General features: G+C 63.7%; 20 protein-coding genes. 9 read left to right on the top strand and 11 right to left on the bottom strand.

Features of this window, described 5'->3' with window-relative positions:
• Window positions 1-36 precede the first annotated feature (36 nt).
• The 7 genes from sucD to OZ411_RS16250 all read right to left on the bottom strand — a co-directional run bounded on the left by sucD (window position 37) and on the right by OZ411_RS16250 (window position 6,703).
• Window positions 37-921: a succinate--CoA ligase subunit alpha gene (sucD, locus tag OZ411_RS16280; protein ID WP_282528782.1), complete on the bottom strand. Its 885-nt coding sequence runs from the start codon at window positions 919-921 to the stop codon at window positions 37-39.
• 62 nt (window positions 922-983) lie between these two features.
• Window positions 984-1,463, bottom strand: a complete 480-nt coding sequence (locus OZ411_RS16275; RefSeq protein WP_130579820.1) for a DUF1579 family protein — start codon at window positions 1,461-1,463, stop codon at window positions 984-986.
• A gap of 2 nt (window positions 1,464-1,465) precedes the next feature.
• Window positions 1,466-2,662 (bottom strand): ADP-forming succinate--CoA ligase subunit beta, encoded by a 1,197-nt coding sequence (gene sucC / locus OZ411_RS16270; RefSeq protein ID WP_130579821.1) that lies wholly within the window; start codon window positions 2,660-2,662, stop codon window positions 1,466-1,468.
• Between the two features lie 128 nt (window positions 2,663-2,790).
• Window positions 2,791-3,759, bottom strand: a complete 969-nt coding sequence (gene mdh, locus OZ411_RS16265) for a malate dehydrogenase (protein ID WP_282528781.1) — start codon at window positions 3,757-3,759, stop codon at window positions 2,791-2,793.
• Window positions 3,760-4,009: 250 nt separating this feature from the next.
• Complete coding sequence (gene zapE, locus OZ411_RS16260) at window positions 4,010-5,197, bottom strand: cell division protein ZapE (protein WP_282528780.1); 1,188 nt, start codon at window positions 5,195-5,197, stop codon at window positions 4,010-4,012.
• A gap of 147 nt (window positions 5,198-5,344) precedes the next feature.
• Complete coding sequence (thpR, locus tag OZ411_RS16255; protein ID WP_130579824.1) at window positions 5,345-5,881, bottom strand: RNA 2',3'-cyclic phosphodiesterase; 537 nt, start codon at window positions 5,879-5,881, stop codon at window positions 5,345-5,347.
• Between the two features lie 174 nt (window positions 5,882-6,055).
• Entirely contained in the window at window positions 6,056-6,703 is a 648-nt protein-coding gene (locus tag OZ411_RS16250) for an arylesterase (RefSeq protein ID WP_282528821.1), read from the bottom strand.
• Between the two features lie 55 nt (window positions 6,704-6,758).
• On the opposite strand from OZ411_RS16250, the gene OZ411_RS16245 reads away from it, so the two are divergent.
• From OZ411_RS16245 to OZ411_RS16230, 4 genes are all read left to right on the top strand, one after another.
• On the top strand, window positions 6,759-7,478 hold the full coding sequence (locus OZ411_RS16245; protein WP_130579825.1) for an ABC transporter ATP-binding protein: 720 nt from the start codon (window positions 6,759-6,761) through the stop codon (window positions 7,476-7,478).
• Window positions 7,475-10,045 carry an ABC transporter permease gene (locus OZ411_RS16240; RefSeq protein ID WP_282528779.1) on the top strand — a complete coding sequence of 857 codons (2,571 nt, stop codon included), beginning with the start codon at window positions 7,475-7,477 and terminating at the stop codon, window positions 10,043-10,045. Before OZ411_RS16245 ends, OZ411_RS16240 begins: the two co-directional genes overlap by 4 nt.
• A 239-nt stretch (window positions 10,046-10,284) precedes the next feature.
• Window positions 10,285-11,076, top strand: coding sequence for a Bax inhibitor-1/YccA family protein (locus OZ411_RS16235; protein ID WP_130579827.1), 792 nt, complete (start codon window positions 10,285-10,287; stop codon window positions 11,074-11,076).
• 198 nt (window positions 11,077-11,274) lie between these two features.
• Window positions 11,275-11,820: a GNAT family N-acetyltransferase gene (locus OZ411_RS16230; protein WP_282528778.1), complete on the top strand. Its 546-nt coding sequence runs from the start codon at window positions 11,275-11,277 to the stop codon at window positions 11,818-11,820.
• 121 nt (window positions 11,821-11,941) lie between these two features.
• Here the strand turns inward: OZ411_RS16230 and OZ411_RS16225 are convergent, their stop codons facing one another.
• The 3 genes from OZ411_RS16225 to acnA form a co-directional block, all read right to left on the bottom strand.
• The gene (locus OZ411_RS16225) at window positions 11,942-12,313 is read right to left on the bottom strand and encodes a DUF2794 domain-containing protein (protein ID WP_130579828.1); all 372 of its coding nucleotides are present in this window, start codon (window positions 12,311-12,313) and stop codon (window positions 11,942-11,944) included.
• Window positions 12,314-12,761: 448 nt separating this feature from the next.
• On the bottom strand, window positions 12,762-13,520 hold the full coding sequence (locus OZ411_RS16220; protein WP_130579829.1) for a DUF1223 domain-containing protein: 759 nt from the start codon (window positions 13,518-13,520) through the stop codon (window positions 12,762-12,764).
• Between the two features lie 164 nt (window positions 13,521-13,684).
• Complete coding sequence (acnA, locus tag OZ411_RS16215; RefSeq protein WP_282528777.1) at window positions 13,685-16,405, bottom strand: aconitate hydratase AcnA; 2,721 nt, start codon at window positions 16,403-16,405, stop codon at window positions 13,685-13,687.
• Between the two features lie 311 nt (window positions 16,406-16,716).
• On the opposite strand from acnA, the gene ccmA reads away from it, so the two are divergent.
• The 5 genes from ccmA to OZ411_RS16190 all read left to right on the top strand — a co-directional run bounded on the left by ccmA (window position 16,717) and on the right by OZ411_RS16190 (window position 19,662).
• Window positions 16,717-17,319, top strand: coding sequence for a heme ABC exporter ATP-binding protein CcmA (ccmA, locus tag OZ411_RS16210; protein ID WP_282528776.1), 603 nt, complete (start codon window positions 16,717-16,719; stop codon window positions 17,317-17,319).
• A complete protein-coding gene (gene ccmB, locus OZ411_RS16205) occupies window positions 17,316-17,984 on the top strand; it encodes a heme exporter protein CcmB (protein WP_282528775.1) in 669 nt (222 codons plus the stop codon). The genes ccmA and ccmB overlap by 4 nt, the downstream gene beginning before the upstream one ends.
• A gap of 72 nt (window positions 17,985-18,056) precedes the next feature.
• A complete protein-coding gene (locus tag OZ411_RS16200; RefSeq protein ID WP_282528774.1) occupies window positions 18,057-18,788 on the top strand; it encodes a heme ABC transporter permease in 732 nt (243 codons plus the stop codon).
• Window positions 18,788-18,970 (top strand): heme exporter protein CcmD, encoded by a 183-nt coding sequence (ccmD, locus tag OZ411_RS16195; RefSeq protein WP_130579841.1) that lies wholly within the window; start codon window positions 18,788-18,790, stop codon window positions 18,968-18,970. The genes OZ411_RS16200 and ccmD overlap by 1 nt, the downstream gene beginning before the upstream one ends.
• Window positions 18,971-19,068: 98 nt before the next feature.
• On the top strand, window positions 19,069-19,662 hold the full coding sequence (locus tag OZ411_RS16190; RefSeq protein WP_130579833.1) for a DsbE family thiol:disulfide interchange protein: 594 nt from the start codon (window positions 19,069-19,071) through the stop codon (window positions 19,660-19,662).
• A 122-nt stretch (window positions 19,663-19,784) separates the two neighbouring features.
• Here the strand turns inward: OZ411_RS16190 and OZ411_RS16185 are convergent, their stop codons facing one another.
• Window positions 19,785-20,387, bottom strand: coding sequence for a septation protein A (locus OZ411_RS16185; protein ID WP_130579834.1), 603 nt, complete (start codon window positions 20,385-20,387; stop codon window positions 19,785-19,787).
• Window positions 20,388-20,389: the final 2 nt, after the last annotated feature.

The raw sequence follows: 20,389 nt of genomic DNA, 5'->3' as shown, positions 1-20,389 counted from the left end.
TCCTAAACTTCGCGCCGAAAAGAACCAAGGACTGAATCAGGACTTCAATTTCTCGGCAAGGGTATGTCCGAGCCGTGCGGGCGACGGAGAAACGGTGATTCCGGCCGCTTCCATGGCCGCGGTCTTGGAACCGGCGTCGCCCTTGCCACCGGAGATGATCGCGCCCGCATGACCCATGCGGCGGCCGGGAGGGGCGGTGACGCCGGCGATGAAGCCGACCATCGGCTTCTTGCGGCCGCGCTTGGCTTCGTCCTTGATGAACTGGGCGGCGTCCTCCTCGGCCGAGCCGCCGATCTCGCCGATCATGATGATCGACTTGGTAGCCTCGTCCTTCAGGAACATTTCCAGTACATCGATGAACTCGGTGCCCTTGACCGGGTCGCCGCCGATGCCGACGGCCGTGGTCTGGCCGAGCCCCTCCTGCGAGGTCTGGAACACGGCCTCGTAGGTCAACGTGCCCGAGCGGGAAACGATCCCGACGCTGCCGGGCCGGAAGATGTTGGCCGGCATGATACCGATCTTGCATTCGCCGGCGGTCATGACGCCCGGGCAGTTCGGCCCGATCAATCGCGACTTCGAGCCTGACAGCGAGCGCTTGACGCGCACCATGTCGAGCACCGGGATGCCTTCGGTGATGCAGACGATCAGCGGGATCTCCGCATCGATCGCCTCGCAGATCGCGTCCGCCGCGCCCGGCGGCGGCACATAGATCACCGACGCATCGGCGCCGGTCTTCTCGCGCGCCTCGCGCACCGTGTCGAACACCGGCAGGCCGAGATGGGTCGAGCCGCCTTTGCCGGGCGAAGTGCCGCCGACCATCTTGGTCCCGTAAGCGATCGCCGCTTCCGAATGGAAGGTGCCGTTCTTGCCGGTGAAACCCTGGCAGATGACCTTGGTGTTGTTGTCGATCAGGATGGACATGTCTTCAGATGCTTTCGCGAAACGCCGGTGACAGGTTTAACTTGATTTGAGCCGGATCAGGCTTAGTGGACACGCCGATACACGCCGGTGAGCACGTCGGCCCATCCTTCCGCGTCGGGCGAGAACTGGATCTTCATGGTGTAGCTGTTGTCGTCGACGACCTCGTAGAGGTGACGCGCGTTGCCGCGCAGCGAGCCGCGCACGAGGGTCAGCGTCTTGCCGACCCAGCTCCCGGACGCCGGCGACGGCGGGTAGTAGCCGAGCGAATCGTGCCAGAACAATTTGTAGAGCCGGTCGTCGCGGTCATAGGTGAACAGGGCGTGGGTGGCGAATATCTCCAGGCCGTCGCGCGTCTGGCGCGTGTCCTGGATCAGATAAAAGCCGTTGAGATCGATGCGTGCGACCACATGCGAGGTGGCGGGACCGCCCGCGTTCCAGCGCGACGGATAGACCACCTCCTCGCCGGCCCATTCACCCGCAAATACCCCGAGCTTCTTGTGCTCCGGAAGCGGTGACGGTGCGGCGAGATGGTCCTGAGCCATTGCTAGCCTCCCTTGACGGCATTCACGATTTTCTGCGCGGCGTCATCGAGATTATCAGCGGGCAGGACATTGAGACCGCTATTGTTGATGATCTTCTTGCCCTGCTCGACATTGGTGCCTTCGAGCCGCACCACCAGCGGCACCTTCAGGCCAACCTGCTTGACCGCAGCGACGACACCCTCGGCGATCACGTCGCACTTCATGATGCCGCCGAAGATGTTGACCAGGATACCCTTCACGTTGGGATCCGCGGTGATGATCTTGAACGCCGCGGCCACCTTGTCGACACTAGCACCGCCGCCGACGTCGAGGAAGTTCGCGGGCTCCATGCCATAGAGCTTGATGATGTCCATGGTCGCCATGGCAAGCCCGGCGCCGTTGACCATGCAGCCGATGGTGCCGTCGAGCGCCACATAATTGAGGTCGTATTTCGAGGCCTCGATCTCCTTGGCGTCCTCCTCGGTCTCGTCGCGCAGGGCCGCGACCTCGGGATGGCGGAACATGGCGTTGTCGTCGAACGCCACCTTGGCATCGAGCACGCGCAGTTGTCCCTGCTTGGTGACGACGAGCGGATTGATCTCCAGCATCGCCATGTCCTTGGCGGTGAACGCGGCATAAAGCTGACTCACGAGCTTTTCCGCCTGCTTGGCGAGATCGCCGGAAAGGTTCAGCGCCTTCGCGACGGTGCGGCCGTGATGCGGCATGATGCCGGTGGCCGGATCGACCGAGAAGGTGATGATCTTCTCCGGGGTCGAGTGCGCGACGTCCTCGATGTTGACGCCGCCTTCGGTCGAGACCACGAACGAGACCTCAGAGGTCTCGCGGTTGACCAGGATCGAGAGATAGAACTCCTTGTCGATCTCGGAGCCTTCCTCGATGTAGAGGCGATTGACCTGCTTGCCATGCGCCCCGGTCTGCACCGTCACAAGCGTCGCGCCGAGCATCTGCTTGGCGAACGCGGCAACCTCGGCCACCGACTTGGCGATGCGAACGCCACCCTTGTCGCCGGCGGAGGCCTCCTTGAACTTGCCTTTGCCGCGGCCGCCGGCGTGGATCTGGCTCTTCACCACCCAGATCGGGCCGGGAAGCGTCTTGGCCGCCACCTCGGCATCCTCAGGCTTCAGCACGGGTACGCCGCGCGAGATCGGCACGCCGAAGTCGTGCAGCAATGCCTTGGCCTGATATTCATGGATATTCATCGGGACGCTCCCCAAAACCCTCTACGGCGAGTTCTACAGTTCACCTTGGTAGTTGGCATACCACATACCAAAAGAACTGCAACCCAGAAACGCTTTCGGCCCCGATCGGGGCCGAAAACTGAACGAAATCAATGACCGAGTAGATCGGGCGCGATCTTCTTGCAGGCGTCGACCAGACCCTGCACCGCGCCGACCGACTTGTCGAACGCCTCGCGATCCTTGCCGGCCAGCTCGATCTCGACCACGCGCTCGACGCCCTTGGAGCCGATCACCACGGGCACGCCGACATACATGTCCTTCACGCCGTATTCCCCGTTGAGATAGGCGGCGCAGGGCATCACACGCTTCTTGTCCTTCAGATAGCTCTCGGCCATCGCGATCGCGGACGCCGCCGGCGCGTAGAAGGCCGAGCCGGTCTTCAGGAGGTTGACGATCTCGGCGCCGCCATTGCGGGTGCGGTCGACGATCTCGTCGATGCGCGCCTGCGAGGTCCAGCCCATCTTGACCAGATCGGGCAGCGGGATGCCCGCGACGGTGGAATAGCGCACCAGCGGCACCATGGTGTCGCCATGGCCGCCAAGCACGAAGGCGGTGACGTCCTCGACCGAGACGTTGAATTCGTCCGCGAGGAAATAGCGGAAGCGTGCGGAGTCGAGCACGCCGGCCATGCCGACAACCTTCTTGCTCGGCATGCCCGAGGCCTTCTGCAGCGCCCAGACCATGGCGTCGAGCGGGTTGGTGATGCAGATGACGAAGGCATCGGGGGCATACTTCTTGATGCCCGCGCCGACCTGCTCCATCACTTTCAGATTGATGCTCAGGAGATCATCGCGGCTCATGCCAGGCTTGCGCGGCACGCCGGCGGTGACGATGCAGACCTTGGCGCCATCGAGCGCCTCGTAGGAATTGGCGCCGACCAGATTGGAATCGAAGCCGTCGACCGGCGAGGACTGCGCGATATCAAGCGCCTTGCCCTGCGGCACGCCCTCGGCGATGTCGAACAGCACGACGTCGCCAAGCTCTTTCAGGCCGATCATGTGAGCCAGCGTTCCGCCGATCTGGCCGGAGCCAATCAAAGCAATCTTGTCGCGCGCCATGGGAAATCTGTCCTTTGAGCACAAAGAGGAGGATGGATAGCAGACTGGATCGCTGGTTATCCCTTTCGAATGATCCATTCAAGTCGCGGCCATGCCCAATTGTCGGGCCGGCTGCACATCCTGATCAGAGGCATACCAGCACGTCCGTCATTCCGGGGCATCGCGCAGCGATGAACCCGGAATCTCGCACCACGATCTCCAGATTCCGGGTTCGCGCTGGCGCGCGCCCCGGAATGACTGCGTGTGGCACTTAAGTCTCCACCAGCCCCGTGCTCGAGCCGCTGGCCGTGGAATCCTTTCGCTTCCCGTGCGGAAGCGCCAGATAGGAGGCCGAGCTCATTTCGATCAGGCGCGAGGACGTGCGCTTGAATTCGTTGGCCTCAACACCTTCGGTCGCGAGGTAAAGCGACACCGGGTTCGCCTGGGCAGAGGCCATCAGTTTCACGGCATTGTCATAGAGCGTATCAATCAGCGAGATGAAGCGCTTGGCGGCATTCCGATCGGTCAGATCCATCACCGGGATCCGGTCGATCAGAATGGTGTGATAATCGTGCGCGAGCCTCAGATAGTCGGAGGCCGCCAGCGGCTTTTGGCAAATCTCGGCAAAACTGAAACGCGCCACGCCATGCGACGAGCAGGGCACCTGCAGGATGCGCCCCTTGATCGGAATATCGCGCGGCTTGCAGGGCGCATTGCCGGTCATCCTGGCCCAAGCCGTATTCAGCGCGGCCTCCGCCTCCTCATCGGCCGGCACCAGCCACATCTTCCCGCCGGCAAGTTTTTCCAAACGGAAATCGGTGCGCGCATCGAGCCGCAGCACGTCCATATGCTCGGAGATCTGCGCGATGAAGGGCAGGAACAGCGCGCGGTTGAGGCCGCCTTTGTAGAGATCTTCCGGCGCAACGTTGGAGGTCGCGACCACGACGGTGCCGAGCTCGAACAGTTTCGCGAACAGCCGCCCCAGGATCATCGCATCCGCGATGTCGGTGACGTGGAATTCGTCGAAGCAGAGCAGCCAGGCTTCATCGAAGATCGCCTGCGCGGTGAGCGCGATCACGTCGGCATCGGCGATCTCGCCGCGCGCGATCTGCTGCCGATAGCCGTAGATCCGCTCATGCGCTTCCGCCATGAATTCGTGAAAATGGGCGCGGCGCTTGTGCTCGATCGGACACTGCTGGAAGAACAGGTCCATCAGCATGGTCTTGCCGCGGCCGACCTCGCCATGGACGTACAGCCCGCGCGGCGGCTCGTTCTTGTCGCCGCCGAACAGCCGGCCGAACAGGCCCTGCTTGCGCGAGGGCTTGTAGCTTGCCAAGCGGTCCTCGAGCGCACCGAAGGCGTCGGCGACGCGAGCCTGCTCCGGATCGGCTTCGATCGCCCCGGAGTCAATGAGAGCCTGATAATGCGCGCGGAAGGAACTCGGCGAGGTGGAGAGCATGCCTCCTTTCGGCCCTATGGGACGAAAAATTGCAAGCCGCAAATGGGGCCGGGGCTATGACAAATTCTAACGGCGGTCATGCCCCGGTGATTGGCCCCCGGGGCATTCCCACGTCGCCATTGCCGCCCCGACCTCAGCGGGAGGCGTTCACGCGCTCAGCGCGTAGGAATCCTCGACCACATAGGGTCCGCCGCCGGTGGAGGCGCGCGAGGAGAACAGCACGAAGCGCGAAGCCAGGAAGGTGCGGCTCGGGAAGTAGCCGCGCACCGAGAGATAGTCGGCGACGTCCTGGCTCGAAGCGTCATGCAGCCGCGCCAGCGTGACATGCGGCGTGAATTTCCGCCCTTCCGGATCGAGCCCGATCCGCTGCATCAACCGCTCAAGCTCGGCCTGCAGGTCGATCAGCGGCTTGCTCGGCTCGACGGAGGCAACGACCGCGCGCGGCTTGCGTCCGCCGAAGCTCGATAGCCCCTTGAGCTTGACCTCGAACGGCTTGCGGTTGATCCGCAGCAGCATCGAGGCGATCTCGTTGGCGGAGACGCCGTCGATATCGCCGATGAAGCGCAAGGTGACATGGTAATTTTCGGGATCGATCCAGCGTGCGCCGGGAAGGCCGCCACGCAAGCCGGAAAGGGTCTGGCCAATCTCGGCCGGGATTTCCAGTCCAGTGAACAGACGCGGCATCGCAAGATCCTCGATGCAGAGCGTGAGCTCGAAGAGCCCTCGCTGAGAATAGCCCGGCAGCGAATCACCGGTGATTATTTCTAGCCGACTTATATGACTCTGCGAAGCATGCGACATTAACAGCTCGTAAACCTACGGAAAAACCGCAAGCCAGGCTTGTCCACTGCCTGCTTTTCAACTCCGCTGCCCAGAGATCGTGCCAACAAATGCCTCCACCGTGGGCAGCATATTTCTTACGATGATGTCGATGCCGTCGGCCGTCGGATGCATGCCGTCAGCCTGGTTGAGCTTGGCGTCGGCCGCGACACCCTCAAGAAAGAACGGGTAAAGCGGAACGCCGAAGGATTTCGAAAGCTCCGGATAGATCGCATTGAAGCGCGCCGCATAGTCGCTTCCGTAGTTGGGCGGCGCAACCATGCCGCAGATGAGCACCGCTACTCCGCGCGCCTTCAGCCGCGCCAGAATGTCGGAGAGAGCGGCACGGGTCACCGCGGGTTCGGTGCCGCGCAGCCCGTCGTTGGCGCCGAGTTCGAGGATGACGGCGTCGGTTCCCTCGGGCACCGACCAGTCGAGCCGCTCGCGGCCGCCGGAGGCGGTGTCGCCGGACACCCCGGCGTTGGTCATATCAACCTTTATCCCCTTGGCTTCCAAGGCTTTTTGCAGCTTCGCGGGGAACGCGGCATTGGCGGGAAGACCGAGGCCGGCGCTCAAGGAATCGCCCAGCACCACCATCTTGACTGGCTTGGCCGCCCCGGCCGATTGTCCCTGTGCAGTTGCCGTAGCCGCCGTCATCAAGGTCACAATCAACACAAGTATGTGCACGAGGGTCGCAATCCGGCCCTCGACCCGCGCGGCGAAAGTGCCATATGACCGAGCCATGGACAGTCTCATAGAATCCTCTTCGCTCTCCGGCGTCGCGCCGGACACCATTTCCATTTCGAACGTCAACCTCTCGCTCGGCACCGGTGCGGCCCGGGTTCATATCCTGAAAGATATCAGCCTTCGTGTGGCATCGGGTGAAGCGATCGGACTGATCGGGCCGTCAGGCTCGGGCAAGTCGACGCTGTTGATGGTGATGGCGGGATTGGAACGTCCTGACAGCGGCGAGGTAGTGGTCAGCGGCACGCCGTTCAATACGCTGGACGAGGACGCGCTGGCGCGTTTCCGCGGGCGCCAGGTCGGCATCGTCTTTCAGTCATTCCACCTGATCCCCACCATGACGGCGCTGGAAAATGTCGCGGTGCCGCTCGAACTTGCCGGCAATCCCGACGCCGCCGAACGCGCCGCCGCGGAACTGACATCGGTCGGCCTCGGCCACCGGCTGCACCACTATCCGACGCAGCTCTCCGGCGGCGAGCAGCAGCGCGTCGCGCTCGCGCGTGCGCTGGCGCCCGATCCCGCGATCCTGGTCGCGGACGAGCCGACCGGCAATCTCGATGAGGCAACGGGCAAGCAGATTGTCGACCTCCTGTTCACCAAACATGCCGAGCGCGGCATGACGCTGGTGCTCGTCACCCATGACTCTTCGCTGGCGCAACGCTGCGACCGCGTGGTGCGGCTGCGCTCGGGACGGATCGACGGACAGTCCGCAACATGAGCATTGCTGTCGAGGCTGCCACGACGAGCCGCGCACCGTCGCTTGCGCTCCGCTATGCGCTGCGCGAGTTGCGCGGCGGCCTGCGCGGCTTCTATGTCTTCATCGCCTGCATCGCGCTCGGCGTGATGGCCATCGCCGGCGTCGGCTCAGTGGCGGCAAGCCTGAGCGAAGGGCTTACGCGCGAGGGCCGGACGCTGCTTGGCGGCGACGTCAGCTTTTCCCTGATGCAGCGCGAGGCCAAGCCGGCCGAAATCGCGTTCCTGCGCACACATGGCGACCTCTCAGTCGGGGCAACGCTGCGCGCAATGGCGCGCAATCCGGCGGGCACGCTGGCGCTGGTCGAGCTCAAGGCCGTCGACGGATCCTATCCGCTGCTCGGCGAACTGACGCTCAATCCGAAGATGCCGGTCCCCGACCTCTTCGCCGAACGCAATGGCGTGTTCGGCGCCGGCGTCGATTCGACCTTGCTGGCGCGGCTTGACCTGAAGCTCGGTGACGACGTCACCATCGGTGGCGCGACGTTCCAGATCCGCAGCGTGATCGAGGCCGAGCCGGACAAGCTCGTCGGCGGCGTGGGCCTTGGGCCCCGCTTCCTCGTCAGCGAGGCGGGACTGCGTGCAACCGGGTTGCTGCAGCCCGGCAGCCTGGTGCGTTGGGTCTACCGCGTGAAGCTGCCGGCCAATGCCAATGACGAGCGCGCGACCGGCACATTCATCGATAGCGCGCGCAATGCGCTGCCCGAAGCCGGTTGGGAGATCCGCAGCCGCGACAACGCCTCGCCGCAGCTCGAACGCAACATCCATCGCTTCACCCAGTTCCTGACCCTGGTCGGCCTCGCCGCGCTGCTGGTCGGCGGCGTCGGCGTCGCCAACGCGGTCAAAAGTCATATTGATCGCCGGCGCGACGTCATCGCGTCCTTCAAGGCGCTCGGCGCCACGGGCCGCGACGTCTTCACGATCTATCTGACGCAGGTGATCGTGCTCGCCACCATCGGCTCGGTGATCGGGCTTGCGCTTGGCGCAGCCCTGCCCTTCGTCATCGTCGGCGTGTTCGGGAAGCTGCTGCCGCTGCCGGTGATCCCGGCGCTGCATCCCGATGAACTCGCATTGTCGTTCGTCTACGGCCTCCTGACCGCGCTGGCGTTCGGGCTGTGGCCGCTCGGCCGGGTGCACGACGTGCCGGTGGCGGCGCTGTTCCGCGATACGGTCGCGAGCGAATGGCACCGGCCGCGCTGGAGCTATCTGGCGCTGATGGCCGCGGTGATCGCGCTATTGATCGCGGTTGCGGTCGGACTTTCCTACGACAAGCGCATCGCCGCCGTGTTCGTCGCCTCCTCCATCGCAGTCTTCGTGCTGCTGCGTCTGATCGCGGCCGGCCTGATGGCGCTGGCGCGGCGGCTGCCGCGTAGCCGCATCACCATGGTGCGGCTGGCGGTCGCCAACATCCACCGGCCCGGCGCGCTGACGCCATCGGTGGTGCTTTCGCTCGGCCTCGGGCTCGCCGTGCTCGTCACCATCACCCAGATCGACGGTAATCTGCGCCGCCAGTTCCTCGCCGCCCTGCCCGACCGCGCCCCCTCGTTCTTTTTCATTGACATTCCCTCCACCGAGGCCGACCGGTTCAGCGCTTTTCTGAAGCAGACCACGCCGGACGGTACGGTCGAGGATGTGCCGATGCTGCGCGGGCGCATCGTTGCCGCCCGCGGCGTCAAGGCGGACGAGCTGAAGCCATCGGTCGACGCCGAATGGGTGCTGCAGAGCGACCGCGGCCTGACCTACACCGGGGAGGTTCCCAAAGGCTCGAAGATCGTCGAGGGCGAATGGTGGGGCGCCGACTATCACGGCCCGCCGCTGGTCTCGATGGAGAAGAAGATCGCAGACGGGCTGAGGCTCAAGATCGGCGACGAGATCGTCGTCAACGTGCTCGGCCGCGACATTTCGGCGAAGATCGCCAATCTCCGCAACATCGACTGGCAGGGGCTCGGCATCAATTTCGTGCTGGTGTTTTCGCCGAACGCCTTCAAGGGCGCCCCGCACAGCCATGTCGCGACCTTGACGGAGGCGCATCCGTCCCCCTCCGACGACGCCCGTATCATCAAGCGGGTCGCCGACGCTTTCCCGATGGTGACGAGCGTCCGGGTCCGCGAGGCGCTGGAGACCATCGGCAGCGTCGTCACCAATCTGGTGCTGGCGATCCGCGGCGCCAGCGCGGTGACGCTGATCTCGGCCATCCTGGTGCTGGGCGGCGCGCTCGCCGCCGGCCACCGCCACCGCGTCTATGACGCGGTGATCCTGAAGACGCTCGGCGCCACCCGCGCCCGCCTGCTGGGCGCCTATGCGCTCGAATATCTGATGATCGGCTTCGCCACCGCGCTGTTCGGCGTGTTCGCCGGCTCGATCGCCGCCTGGCTGATCGTCACCCGGCTGATGACGCTGAGTTTCGTCTGGGAGGCCGGCAGCGCCGCGGCGGTGGTGGTCGCGGCCCTGATCGTCACGGTCGGGCTCGGGCTGGCCGGCACGCTGTTGGCCTTGAACCAGAAGCCAGCCGCTGTGTTGCGGAATTTGTGACAATTTGAAGCGGGGAACGAGCTCGGTTAATACCGGTTTTGCCTTGAAATAAGGGCCAGAGCGACATTCAGCCGCGCGTGGAAGCTTGCGGCGGTTGTGTTAGTTTCCCACATACAGCTTGGGTCGGATGGACGGTTTGATGACACGGATTTTAATGTCCGCAGGCCGCGCTATCTGAGATAAATTTACCGCCGGCGCCGCAAATCCCTTGCGACCGGAACAACCACGGGAATTCGACCATGTCGGACCTAGACCGTAACTATGCTTCTCCCTTCGGCCGGGCCGCCGGTCGCATTGACACTGCGACGGTCGACGCCGGTCTGCGCGCCTACATGCTGCGCATCTACAACTACATGTCCATCGGCCTCGCGATCACGGGCCTCGCCGCGCTCGGCGTCTATATGGCGGCGGTGACGGCGGATCCGTCCGCAGCCGTGGCGAAGTTCGGCAGCGCCTACCTGACGCAGTTCGGCTACGCGATGTTCGTCAGCCCGCTGAAGTGGCTGTTCATCCTCGCGCCGCTGGTGATGGTGTTCGTGATCTCGGCCGGCATCAACAGGCTGCAGCCCGCGACTGCCCAGCTCCTGTTTTGGGTGTTCTCGGCGCTGATGGGCCTCTCGCTGTCGTCGATCTTCCTGGTGTATACGCACACCTCGATCGTACGGGTGTTCTTCATCACCGCGGCGACCTTCGGTGCGCTCAGCCTCTACGGCTACACCACCAAGCGTGACATGAGCGGTATGGGCTCGTTCCTGTTCATGGGCCTGATCGGCATCATCATCGCCAGCTTGGTCAACCTGTTCCTGGCGAGCTCGGCGCTGCAGTTCATCGTTTCGGTGGTCGGCGTGCTGGTGTTCGCGGGCCTCACCGCCTGGGATACGCAGCGGCTGAAGAACGACTACATCTACGGCTACGCCTCGCAGGGTGGCGCGATTGCCGAGCGTGCGGCGATCACCGGCGCACTCTCGCTCTACCTGAACTTCATCAACCTGTTCACGCTGCTCCTGCAGCTCCTCGGACAGCGCGACTAAGCGCCTCCGGCATAACCAACGATCGAAGCCCCGGCCTCACCGCCGGGGCTTTTCGTTTGCGCGCTCAGTCCGCCATGCCGGGGCTCGTCCCCGGGCATCGACGTCCTTTGTGACCATGGGCGAGAAAGGCGTGGATGGCCCGGCCATGACGGACAACGAGAGCGTTGCTCCCCGGAAACCTGCTGCTATCTTGCCGCCATGTCCGCCGCCGAGATCAGGCCCGCCACTGAGGCCGACCTTCCCTCCGTCACTGCGATTTACGAGCACGCCGTGCGCTTCGGCACCGCGACGTTCGAGCTGGTCCCGCCGGACCTTTCGGAGATGACGCGCCGCTTCAGGGCGCTGACAGATGGCGGCTTTCCCTATTTCATCGCCGTCCTTGACGGACGCGTGGTCGGCTATGCCTATGCCGCCGCCTACCGCCCGCGTCCGGCCTATCGCTTCACGGTGGAGAATTCGATCTATCTGGATCCCTCGATCCACCGCCGCGGCGTCGGCCTGCAACTGCTGCAGCGGCTGATCAGCGAATGCGAGGCGCGCGGCTACCGGCAGATGATCGCGGTGATCGGGGACTCCGCCAACGCCGGCTCGATCGGCGTTCACCTCAAGACCGGCTTCACGCTGATCGGAACCCACCCGGGCGTTGGCCTCAAGTTCGGCCGCTGGCTCGACACGGTGATGATGCAGCGCGCGCTCGGCGACGGCGCGACCACGGTGCCCTCAGAGGATCCGGGACAGCGTTAGCTCTCCGTCATTCCGGGCCGCGCGTAAGCGCGAACCCGGAATCCAGAGGTTGGTGAGAGCTCAATTTGCCGCACGAGATTCCGGGTTCGCTTCGCGCCCCGGAATGACGGACGCGGCGGCCTTAAACGACCGCCAGCTTGCGGTCGATCACGAGCAGCACGCGCTCCAGTTCATGGCCGCGGCGCAGGATCAGGCCGGTCGCCGAGATCACGCTGTACATGCCCTGCTTGCGGGCGAGCCGCGGGTCCTTCTCGATTCGATAGATCGGGACTTCGGAGGAGCGGCGGAACACCGAGAATACGGCGCGCTCCTTCAGGAAGTCGATGGCGTAATCGCGCCACTCGCCATCGGCGACCATGCGGCCATAGAGATTGAGGATCCGATTGAGTTCGAGGCGATTGAACGTGACGCGGTTCTGTAGCGGGCTGGTGGCGGCGGGCCGCGCCGCCGCGCGAAGCCCGCTTGGATCGGTGTCCTCCGATATCAATATCATCAAGCGCCTCCTGTCATCCGGCTGACATGATTGCGCTAACCGGCCAGCGCCGCAAGGGTTCGCAGCCGGCCGCGCGACATATGGGAAAATTTTCCAGGGGTCACAGTATCGTTAGAAAGAATCATATTGCTGCCCCACTTCCGCCCATCGCCCGCCCCGCTACCCTGCGACAAGGAAATCCTGCGTTGGCCCGGTTCTTTCGGTTCCGGATTCCTCAGCCCCCAGCCCCCCGGGGCCGTCGGAGCCGGGCCTGTTCGCAGGGGAGTTAACTCCCTTTTGACTGGGCCAACGAGAGTTGGTCCTTTTCTTTTTTGGGGTTCCCTCGCGATACGTCATTCCGGGGCGCGCGCCAGCGTGAACCTGGAATCTGGAAGTGATGCGCGAGATTCCGGGTTCGCGCGATGCGTGCGCCGGAATGACAAAGTGTGGTGGGGTTTGATCCTAGGCCTTACCGCAGCGGCGTCATGGCCGCGCCGAGCATCGGGCCGGGCTTGTCGCGATTGCCGTCCTGGACATAGACAACGGCGGCATCCACACCTTCACGCGTGATGTTCTCGATCGGCACGGTCCAGCTTCCCGCGCTGCCATTCCAGTCGCCGACCTTCAGGAGATTGCGCACCACGTTGTGGTAGGTGATCTCTTGGCCGCGATTCTCGCCGCGCCCGATCGAGATCGGCACCGCCTTGGAGATCGAGCAGATCCAGACTTCGCCATGCTTGACGCGCGGCCCGTTGCTCGCCGCTACCGAGACATTGATCTGCTTGCCGGACAGCGACATCGTCACCGGCACCGACATCACGCCCTCAGTCGCGGTATCCTTGATCGCAGTCTCGATGCCGACGCGATCGCTGCCGATCACCTTCGCTGAGCCGTTAACGATAACTTGCGGCGTGTAGACGTCGCGGTCGCCGCGCACATGCGAATAGGCTTTCTGGCGCGCACTGAAGCGCGAATCGGCCAGCGTGTCCTTCCACCCTAGATAATCCCAGTAGTCGATCGGCATGCTGAGCGCGATGACATCAGGGTCCTTGGCGAGTTCGCCGATGATCTTGTCGGCGGGCGGACAGGACGAACAACCTTGCGAGGTGAAGAGCTCGACGACCGCACGCGGATCGGCGTGAGCAGGTCGGATGATCGCGATAATGGCGCAAACACTGAGCGCACCGGACCAAAGCGAAAGACGATTATAGGCCATCATCGCTGTCATGGTGAGAACCGATCGTGATGATTTCCATCCGTACTTGTACGGGGCATGAGCGACGACCCTGAAGAGTGTGTATGCCCCTGACGTGCGAAAGCGGCCTTTTTCATAGGCCGCCCGCATTTTCCTAGCCATTCACGTAGCAGTGAGGCACCGATCACAAATCCGCGTTAGGCCGCGAGCTTGCGCAGCACATAGTGCAGGATGCCGCCGTTGCGATAGTAATCGAGCTCATCGAGCGTATCGATGCGACAAAGCAGCGGGACATGCTGCACCGAGCCATCGCTGGAGGTGACGTCCGCCGTCAGCATCTGACGCGGCTTCAAATCGCCCTGCAAGCCACGAATCGTGACCTTCTCGTCGCCCTTGATGCCCAGCGACTGCCACGACGTGCCCGGCTCGAAGGTGAGTGGCAGCACACCCATGCCGACCAGGTTGGAGCGATGGATGCGCTCAAAGCTCTGGCAGATCACTGCGCGAACACCGAGCAGGCGGGTGCCCTTGGCAGCCCAGTCGCGCGAGGAGCCGTTGCCGTACTCGGCGCCGGCGAACACAACGAGCGGCACGCCTTCCGCCTGGTACTTCATCGCGGCATCGTAGATCGACATCTGCTCGCCGTCGGGCCAGTGCTTGGTATTTCCGCCTTCCGGAATGTTGCCGTCGGCGCCCTTGAGCATGAAGTTCTTGATGCGGATATTGGCAAAGGTGCCGCGCATCATGACCTCATGGTTGCCGCGCCGCGTGCCGTACTGGTTGAAGTCGGCGGGCCGCACCTGATGCTCGCTCAAGAATTTACCGGCGGGCGAAGTCAGCTTGATCGAACCGGCCGGCGAGATGTGGTCGGTCGTGATCTTGTCGCCGAACATGGCGAGGATCCGCGCCTCGACGATGTCGGTGATCGGCTCGGGCTCCTTCTTCATGCCCTCGAAATAAGGCGGGTTTTGCACATAGGTCGAGCTCATGTTCCAGCGATAGGTCTCGCTCTCGACCGTCTTGATCTTGCGCCAGTTGGTGTCGCCCTTGAACACGTCGGCGTATTTCTTCTTGAAGATCGACGCGGTGACGAACTTCTTCATGAAGGCGTTGATTTCCTTCGCGGTCGGCCAAATGTCCTTCAGGTAGACCGGCTTGCCGTCCTTGCCCTCGCCGATCGGCTCGACCGCGAGATCCTTGGTCACGGTGCCAGCCAGCGCGTGCGCCACGACCAGCGGCGGCGAGGCGAGATAATTCGCCTGCACGTCGGGGCTGACGCGGCCCTCGAAGTTGCGGTTGCCCGACAACACGGCAGCAGCAACGATGCCATTGTCGTTGATCGACTTCGAAATCTCTTCCGGCAGCGGGCCGGAATTGCCGATGCAGGTGGTGCAGCCGAAGCCGACCAGGTTGAAGCCGACCTTGTCGAGATCGGCCTGCAGGCCGGAATTGGCGAGATATTCCGCCACAACCTGGCTGCCCGGGGCGAGCGAGGTTTTCACCCAGGGCTTCGCCTTCAGCCCCTTGGCGACCGCATTGCGCGCCAGCAGGCCGGCGCCGATCAGGACGCTGGGATTGGAGGTGTTGGTGCAGGAGGTGATCGCGGCGATCACGACGTCGCCATGGCCGAGATCGAATTTGCGATCTTCGACCGGGTAGCGCTTCGCCGCATCATCGGCCTTCTTGTATTCGCTGGCGAGTGCGGTCGCGAAACCGGAGGCAACCGTCGGCAGGGCGATGCGGCCCTCGGGACGCTTCGGGCCGGCCATCGACGGCACGACGTCCTTGAGATCGAGCGTCAAGGTTTCCGTGAACTTCGGATCAGTCGATTTCGCCGTGCGGAACAGTCCCTGCGCCTTGGCGTAGGCTGAGACCAGCGCGACGCGGTCCGCCTTGCGGCCGGAGGTCTTCAGATAATCGATGGTCGCGGCGTCCACCGGGAAGAAGCCGCAGGTCGCGCCATATTCCGGCGCCATGTTGCCGATCGTCGCCTTGTCCGCGACCGAAAGATAATCGAGGCCGGGCCCAAAGAACTCGACGAACTTGCCGACCACGCCTTGCTTGCGCAGCATCTGCGTCACGGTCAGCACCAGGTCGGTCGCGGTGACACCCTCCTTGAGCTGGCCCTTGAGCTTGAAGCCGACCACTTCGGGCAGCAGCATCGACAAGGGCTGGCCGAGCATGCAGGCTTCCGCCTCGATGCCGCCGACGCCCCAGCCGAGCACGGCAAGGCCGTTGACCATGGTGGTGTGCGAATCAGTTCCGACCAGCGAATCAGGATAGGCGACTTCGAAGGTGCCGGTCTTCTTGCCGACCGTCATCTTCTCCTTCTTGGTCCAGACCGTCTGGGCCAGATATTCGAGATTGACCTGGTGGCAGATGCCGGTGCCGGGCGGCACCACCGAGAAGTTCGAGAACGCCTTCTGGCCCCATTTCAGGAACTCGTAGCGCTCCTGATTCTGCTTGTATTCCTCGACCACGTTCTTGGCGAAAGCCTTGTTGTCGCCGAAGAAGTTGACGATCACGGAGTGGTCGATGACGAGGTCGACCGGCACCAGCGGGTTGATCTTCTCCGCATCGCCGCCGAGATTCTGCATCGCATTGCGCATCGCCGCGAGATCGACCACGGCGGGAACGCCCGTGAAATCCTGCATCAGCACGCGCGCGGGGCGGAACGCAATTTCATGCTCGAGCTTGCGCTTCCTCAGCCATTTGCTGACCGCGACAATGTCTTCCTTCTTGACGGTGCGGCCGTCCTCGTTGCGCAGAAGGTTTTCAAGCAGCACCTTCATCGAGTATGGCAGCTTCGAAATGCCCTTCAGACCGTTCTTCTCTGCCGTAGGCAGGCTGTAATAGACGTAGGTCTTGCCACCGACCTTCAGGGTCTTGCGGCATTTGAAGCTGTCGAGCGATGTCATGCGAGGAAATCCCACTTATTCCGTTATACCCGGCAAGGGTATTTTTATACCGGCGGCGGCGAGGTCGGCTTCCCGCTTGCGGAGGCCGATGGTGTGCTGCATCAAGTTCCGGGGCTTATAGAATCTTTCTAGAAGCGCCGCCACACCGACGAGCGCGCCACAGCCTTGCGCCACCCAAAAATTCTCAACGGCTAGCGAAAGATTTCTTTGAGCATGATCCGAAAAAGTGGGGACCGGTTTTCCCCGCGACAAACGCGAAGCGTTTGCGCGCAGATTATGCTCGGCCAGATCTAGAGGGCTGCGAGGGGATGATGCGGCTCTCGGGACACAACTTGCGATGCGTGCGGGGCGGCCGCGAAGTGTTTTCGGGATTAGGCTTTGCGGCGTCATCGGGCGAAGCACTCGCCATCACCGGCCCTAACGGCTCGGGCAAGACCTCGCTGTTGCGCGTGATCGCCGGCCTCTTGATGCCGTCGGACGGCGCGATCACGTTCGACGGCGGCGAGGCTGAACTGACGGTGGCCGAGCAGGCCCACTATCTCGGCCATCGCGACGCGCTGAAGCCGGCGCTGAGCGTGCTCGAAAATCTTTCCTTCTGGCGGGATTTTCTCGGCGGCGAATCTGATGACGCCGGCCGATGCCTCGCCTCCGTCGGCCTCGATCATGCCACGCATCTGCCCGCCGCCTATCTCTCCGCCGGCCAGCGCCGCCGGCTGTCGATCGCGCGGCTACTGGTCGCACGTCGGCCGGTCTGGCTGCTGGACGAACCGACCTCCGCGCTCGACACCAAAGGCCAGGACCTCTTCGTCAATTTGATGCGCGATCATCTGGCAGGCGGCGGCATCTTGATCGCCGCGACCCATACCCCGCTCGGCATCGACGTCAGGGAATTGCGCATGGGGGCCAAGTCATGACCGCGCTCCGGGCACTGATTCGGCGCGACATCCGGATTGCGCTGCGCGTCGGTGGTGGCGCGCTGATCGGCGTGTTGTTCTTCCTCACCGTCACCGTGCTGATGCCGTTCGCGGTCGGGCCGGACCTGGCGCTGCTTTCGCGGCTGGGGCCCGCGATCCTCTGGCTCGGCGCGCTGCTCGCGAGCCTTTTGACCCTCGATCGGCTGTTCACGGCCGACCACGAGGACGGCTCGCTCGATCTCATTGTCATGAGCCGGACGCCGCTGGAACTAGCCTGCGCGGCAAAGGCGCTGGCGCATTGGCTTGCCGCCGGACTGCCGCTGATCGTAGCGACGCCCGCGCTCGGGCTGTTGCTCAATCTCGATGGCACCGCGACGTTGGCGGTGGCGCTGACGCTGCTGGCGGGAACCCCCGCGCTCACCTTTACCGGCATGATCGGGGCGGCGCTCGCCGTCACGTTGCACCGCGGCGGGCTGCTCTTGGCCGTGCTGGTGCTGCCATTATCGATTCCCGTGCTGATTTTCGGTGTCGCAGCCTCGCAAGCCGCGATAACGGGCCCGCTGTCGTTTGGAACCCCGTTCTCGATCCTGTGCGCGCTGTCGCTGGTGAGTTTCGTGGTCGGGCCTTTTGCCGCAGCCGCCAGCCTGCGGCATGGGCTGGATTGAGGTCAATCAACTCTTCACGAGAGGTTTTGGGCCAATTGCCTGCGACGCCGGCCGCGACTATCAGAGAAAGCCATGAGCCTGATCGACCTCGCCAACCCCACGAAATTCCTCGCGCTGACCGCGCGGGTGCTGCCGTGGCTTGCCGGCGCAACCGTGATCCTGCTCCTGATCGGGCTCTACCAGTCCGCGATGGCGCCGGACGACTACCAGCAGGGCGCGACGGTCAAGATCATGTTCATCCACGTGCCGAACGCGTGGCTGTCGATGTTCGTCTGGGGCATCATGAGCATCGCCTCGCTCGGCACGCTGGTATGGCGACATCCGCTCGCCGACGTCGCGGCCAAGGCCGCGGCCCCGATCGGCGCCGCCTTCACCTTCCTCGCCCTCGTCACCGGCTCGCTATGGGGCCGGCCGATGTGGGGCACCTATTGGGAATGGGACGCGCGGCTTACCTCCGTGCTGATCCTGTTCCTGATGTATCTCGGCCTGATCGCGCTGTGGCGCGCGGTGGAGGATCCCTCGCGCGCGGCGCGCGCCGCCGCCGTGCTCACGCTGGTCGGCGCGATCAACATCCCGATCATCAAATTCTCCGTCGACTGGTGGAACACGCTGCACCAGCCGGCATCCGTGATCCGGATGGGAGGGCCGACGCTGGACAATGCCTTCCTGATTCCGCTGCTGGTGATGGCGATCGCATTCTCGCTGCTGTTCATCACGCTGCACTTAGCGGCGATGCGGAACGAAATCCTGCGCCGCAGGGTGCGCAGCCTGCAGATGATGCAGGCCAATCAAAAGGCAGCGTGATGATGGCAGCGCTCGGCCCCTACGCCTCCTTCATCGCGACATCCTACGGGCTGGTGGCGGCCGTGGTGGTGCTGCTGATCGTCTGGATCACGCTCGACTATCGCCAGCAGACGGCGCGGCTGCGCGAACTCGAGGCCAGCGGCATCGTCAGGCGCTCCGGGCGCGGCGCAGCGGAGATCTAGAGCATGATCCGGAAAAGTGGAAACCGGTTTTCCGAACAGATGCTCAAGCAAAGAGATGGGGTCATGAATCCGATTCCATCCAATCGGATCATGATCTCATGAGCGAGCCCCTTGCCGAAACCGCGCCGCGGAGCCGGCGCTGGCTGGTGGCGCTGCCGCTGGTGGTCTTTGCCGCCCTTGCGGCGCTGTTCTTGCTCCGGCTCTATGGCGGCGATCCCTCGAGGATTCCATCGGCGCTGATCGGCCGGCCGGCGCCGCAGACCGCGCTGCCCGCGCTCGAGGGATTGGTCAGGGATGGCACGCAGGTGCCCGGGCTCGATCCCGCCGCCTTCAAGGGCAAGGTCAGCCTCGTCAACGTCTGGGCGTCCTGGTGCGTGCCATGTCATGACGAAGCGCCGCTCCTGACCGAGCTCGCCAAGGACAACCGACTGCAGCTCGTCGGCATCAACTACAAAGATGCACCCGACAACGCCCGCCGCTTCCTCGGCCGCTACGGCAATCCCTTCAGCATCGTCGGCGTCGACGCCAACGGCCGCGCCTCGATCGAATGGGGCGTCTACGGCGTGCCCGAGACCTTCATCGTCGGCCGCGAAGGCACCATCGTCTATAAGATGGTCGGACCGGTGACGCCGCAGAATTTCGACAGCGTGCTCAAGGTCGAGATCGAGAAGGCGCTCAAGGCCGGGACGTAGTTTCCCTCCGTCATTCCGGGGCGTGCGGAGCACGAGCCCGGAATCCATTGGCCCGCTAGCGCAAGTGACAAAATGGATTCCGGGCTCACGCTACGCGTGCCCCGGAATGACGGGCGGAGAGATTATCCCTTGCTGACGTCCCCTGCCTCCGCCTCGCTCCGCTCCAGCGAGACCGGCTCGAGCTGATAGCGCTTGATCAGCGGCATCTGGGTGACGGCAAACAGCATCGTCAGCGGCACCATGCCGAACACCTTGAAGGTGACCCAGAAATCGGTGCTCTGGGTGCGCCAGACGATCTCGTTCACCACGGCCATCGCCAGGAACCACAAAGCCCAGCGGAAGGTGAGGATGCGCCAGCCGTGCGGGGTGAGGTTGAACATCTGGTCGAACATGATCGCTATGAAGGAACGGCCGAACAGCAGGCCGCCGCCGAGGATCGCGGCGAACAGCGTGTAGACGATGGTCGGCTTCATCTTGATGAAGGTCTCGTCGTGCAGGATCAGCGTCAGCGTGCCGAACACGAGGACCACCACGGCCGTGACGATCGCCATCAGCGGCAGGTGCCGCGTCACCACGTAGGCCGCAATGATCGCGACCACCACGGCCACCATGAATACGCCGGTGGCCACGAACAGGTTCGACTTGGCATTGACAAAGAAGAAGATGAGCAGCGGACCAAGCTCGGTCGCGAGCTTGAACAGAGGATGCGGTGCTTTCTTGTCCATTA

Source organism: Bradyrhizobium sp. Arg237L, assembly GCF_029990105.1.
Classification (GTDB): Bacteria; Pseudomonadota; Alphaproteobacteria; order Rhizobiales; family Xanthobacteraceae; genus Bradyrhizobium.
The sequence above is the reverse complement of the archived record's forward strand: the minus strand, read 5'-3'. Positions and strand labels throughout refer to the sequence as shown.

What these genes read in the sequence shown, in the direction of transcription:
- OZ411_RS16230 (WP_282528778.1), top strand. Translation starts at nt 11,275, where the DNA reads ATGTCCGCCGCCGAGATCAGGCCCGCCACTGAGGCCGACCTTCCCTCC.
- OZ411_RS16235 (WP_130579827.1), top strand. Translation starts at nt 10,285, where the DNA reads ATGTCGGACCTAGACCGTAACTATGCTTCTCCCTTCGGCCGGGCCGCC.
- OZ411_RS16225 (WP_130579828.1), bottom strand. Translation starts at nt 12,313, where the DNA reads ATGATATTGATATCGGAGGACACCGATCCAAGCGGGCTTCGCGCGGCG.
- OZ411_RS16240 (WP_282528779.1), top strand. Translation starts at nt 7,475, where the DNA reads ATGAGCATTGCTGTCGAGGCTGCCACGACGAGCCGCGCACCGTCGCTT.
- OZ411_RS16185 (WP_130579834.1), bottom strand. Translation starts at nt 20,387, where the DNA reads ATGGACAAGAAAGCACCGCATCCTCTGTTCAAGCTCGCGACCGAGCTT.
- zapE (WP_282528780.1), bottom strand. Translation starts at nt 5,197, where the DNA reads ATGCTCTCCACCTCGCCGAGTTCCTTCCGCGCGCATTATCAGGCTCTC.
- ccmB (WP_282528775.1), top strand. Translation starts at nt 17,316, where the DNA reads ATGACCGCGCTCCGGGCACTGATTCGGCGCGACATCCGGATTGCGCTG.
- OZ411_RS16245 (WP_130579825.1), top strand. Translation starts at nt 6,759, where the DNA reads ATGGACAGTCTCATAGAATCCTCTTCGCTCTCCGGCGTCGCGCCGGAC.
- OZ411_RS16275 (WP_130579820.1), bottom strand. Translation starts at nt 1,463, where the DNA reads ATGGCTCAGGACCATCTCGCCGCACCGTCACCGCTTCCGGAGCACAAG.
- OZ411_RS16200 (WP_282528774.1), top strand. Translation starts at nt 18,057, where the DNA reads ATGAGCCTGATCGACCTCGCCAACCCCACGAAATTCCTCGCGCTGACC.
- thpR (WP_130579824.1), bottom strand. Translation starts at nt 5,881, where the DNA reads ATGCCGCGTCTGTTCACTGGACTGGAAATCCCGGCCGAGATTGGCCAG.
- ccmA (WP_282528776.1), top strand. Translation starts at nt 16,717, where the DNA reads ATGCGGCTCTCGGGACACAACTTGCGATGCGTGCGGGGCGGCCGCGAA.
- OZ411_RS16190 (WP_130579833.1), top strand. Translation starts at nt 19,069, where the DNA reads ATGAGCGAGCCCCTTGCCGAAACCGCGCCGCGGAGCCGGCGCTGGCTG.
- ccmD (WP_130579841.1), top strand. Translation starts at nt 18,788, where the DNA reads ATGATGGCAGCGCTCGGCCCCTACGCCTCCTTCATCGCGACATCCTAC.
- sucD (WP_282528782.1), bottom strand. Translation starts at nt 921, where the DNA reads ATGTCCATCCTGATCGACAACAACACCAAGGTCATCTGCCAGGGTTTC.
- sucC (WP_130579821.1), bottom strand. Translation starts at nt 2,662, where the DNA reads ATGAATATCCATGAATATCAGGCCAAGGCATTGCTGCACGACTTCGGC.
- acnA (WP_282528777.1), bottom strand. Translation starts at nt 16,405, where the DNA reads ATGACATCGCTCGACAGCTTCAAATGCCGCAAGACCCTGAAGGTCGGT.
- mdh (WP_282528781.1), bottom strand. Translation starts at nt 3,759, where the DNA reads ATGGCGCGCGACAAGATTGCTTTGATTGGCTCCGGCCAGATCGGCGGA.
- OZ411_RS16220 (WP_130579829.1), bottom strand. Translation starts at nt 13,520, where the DNA reads ATGACAGCGATGATGGCCTATAATCGTCTTTCGCTTTGGTCCGGTGCG.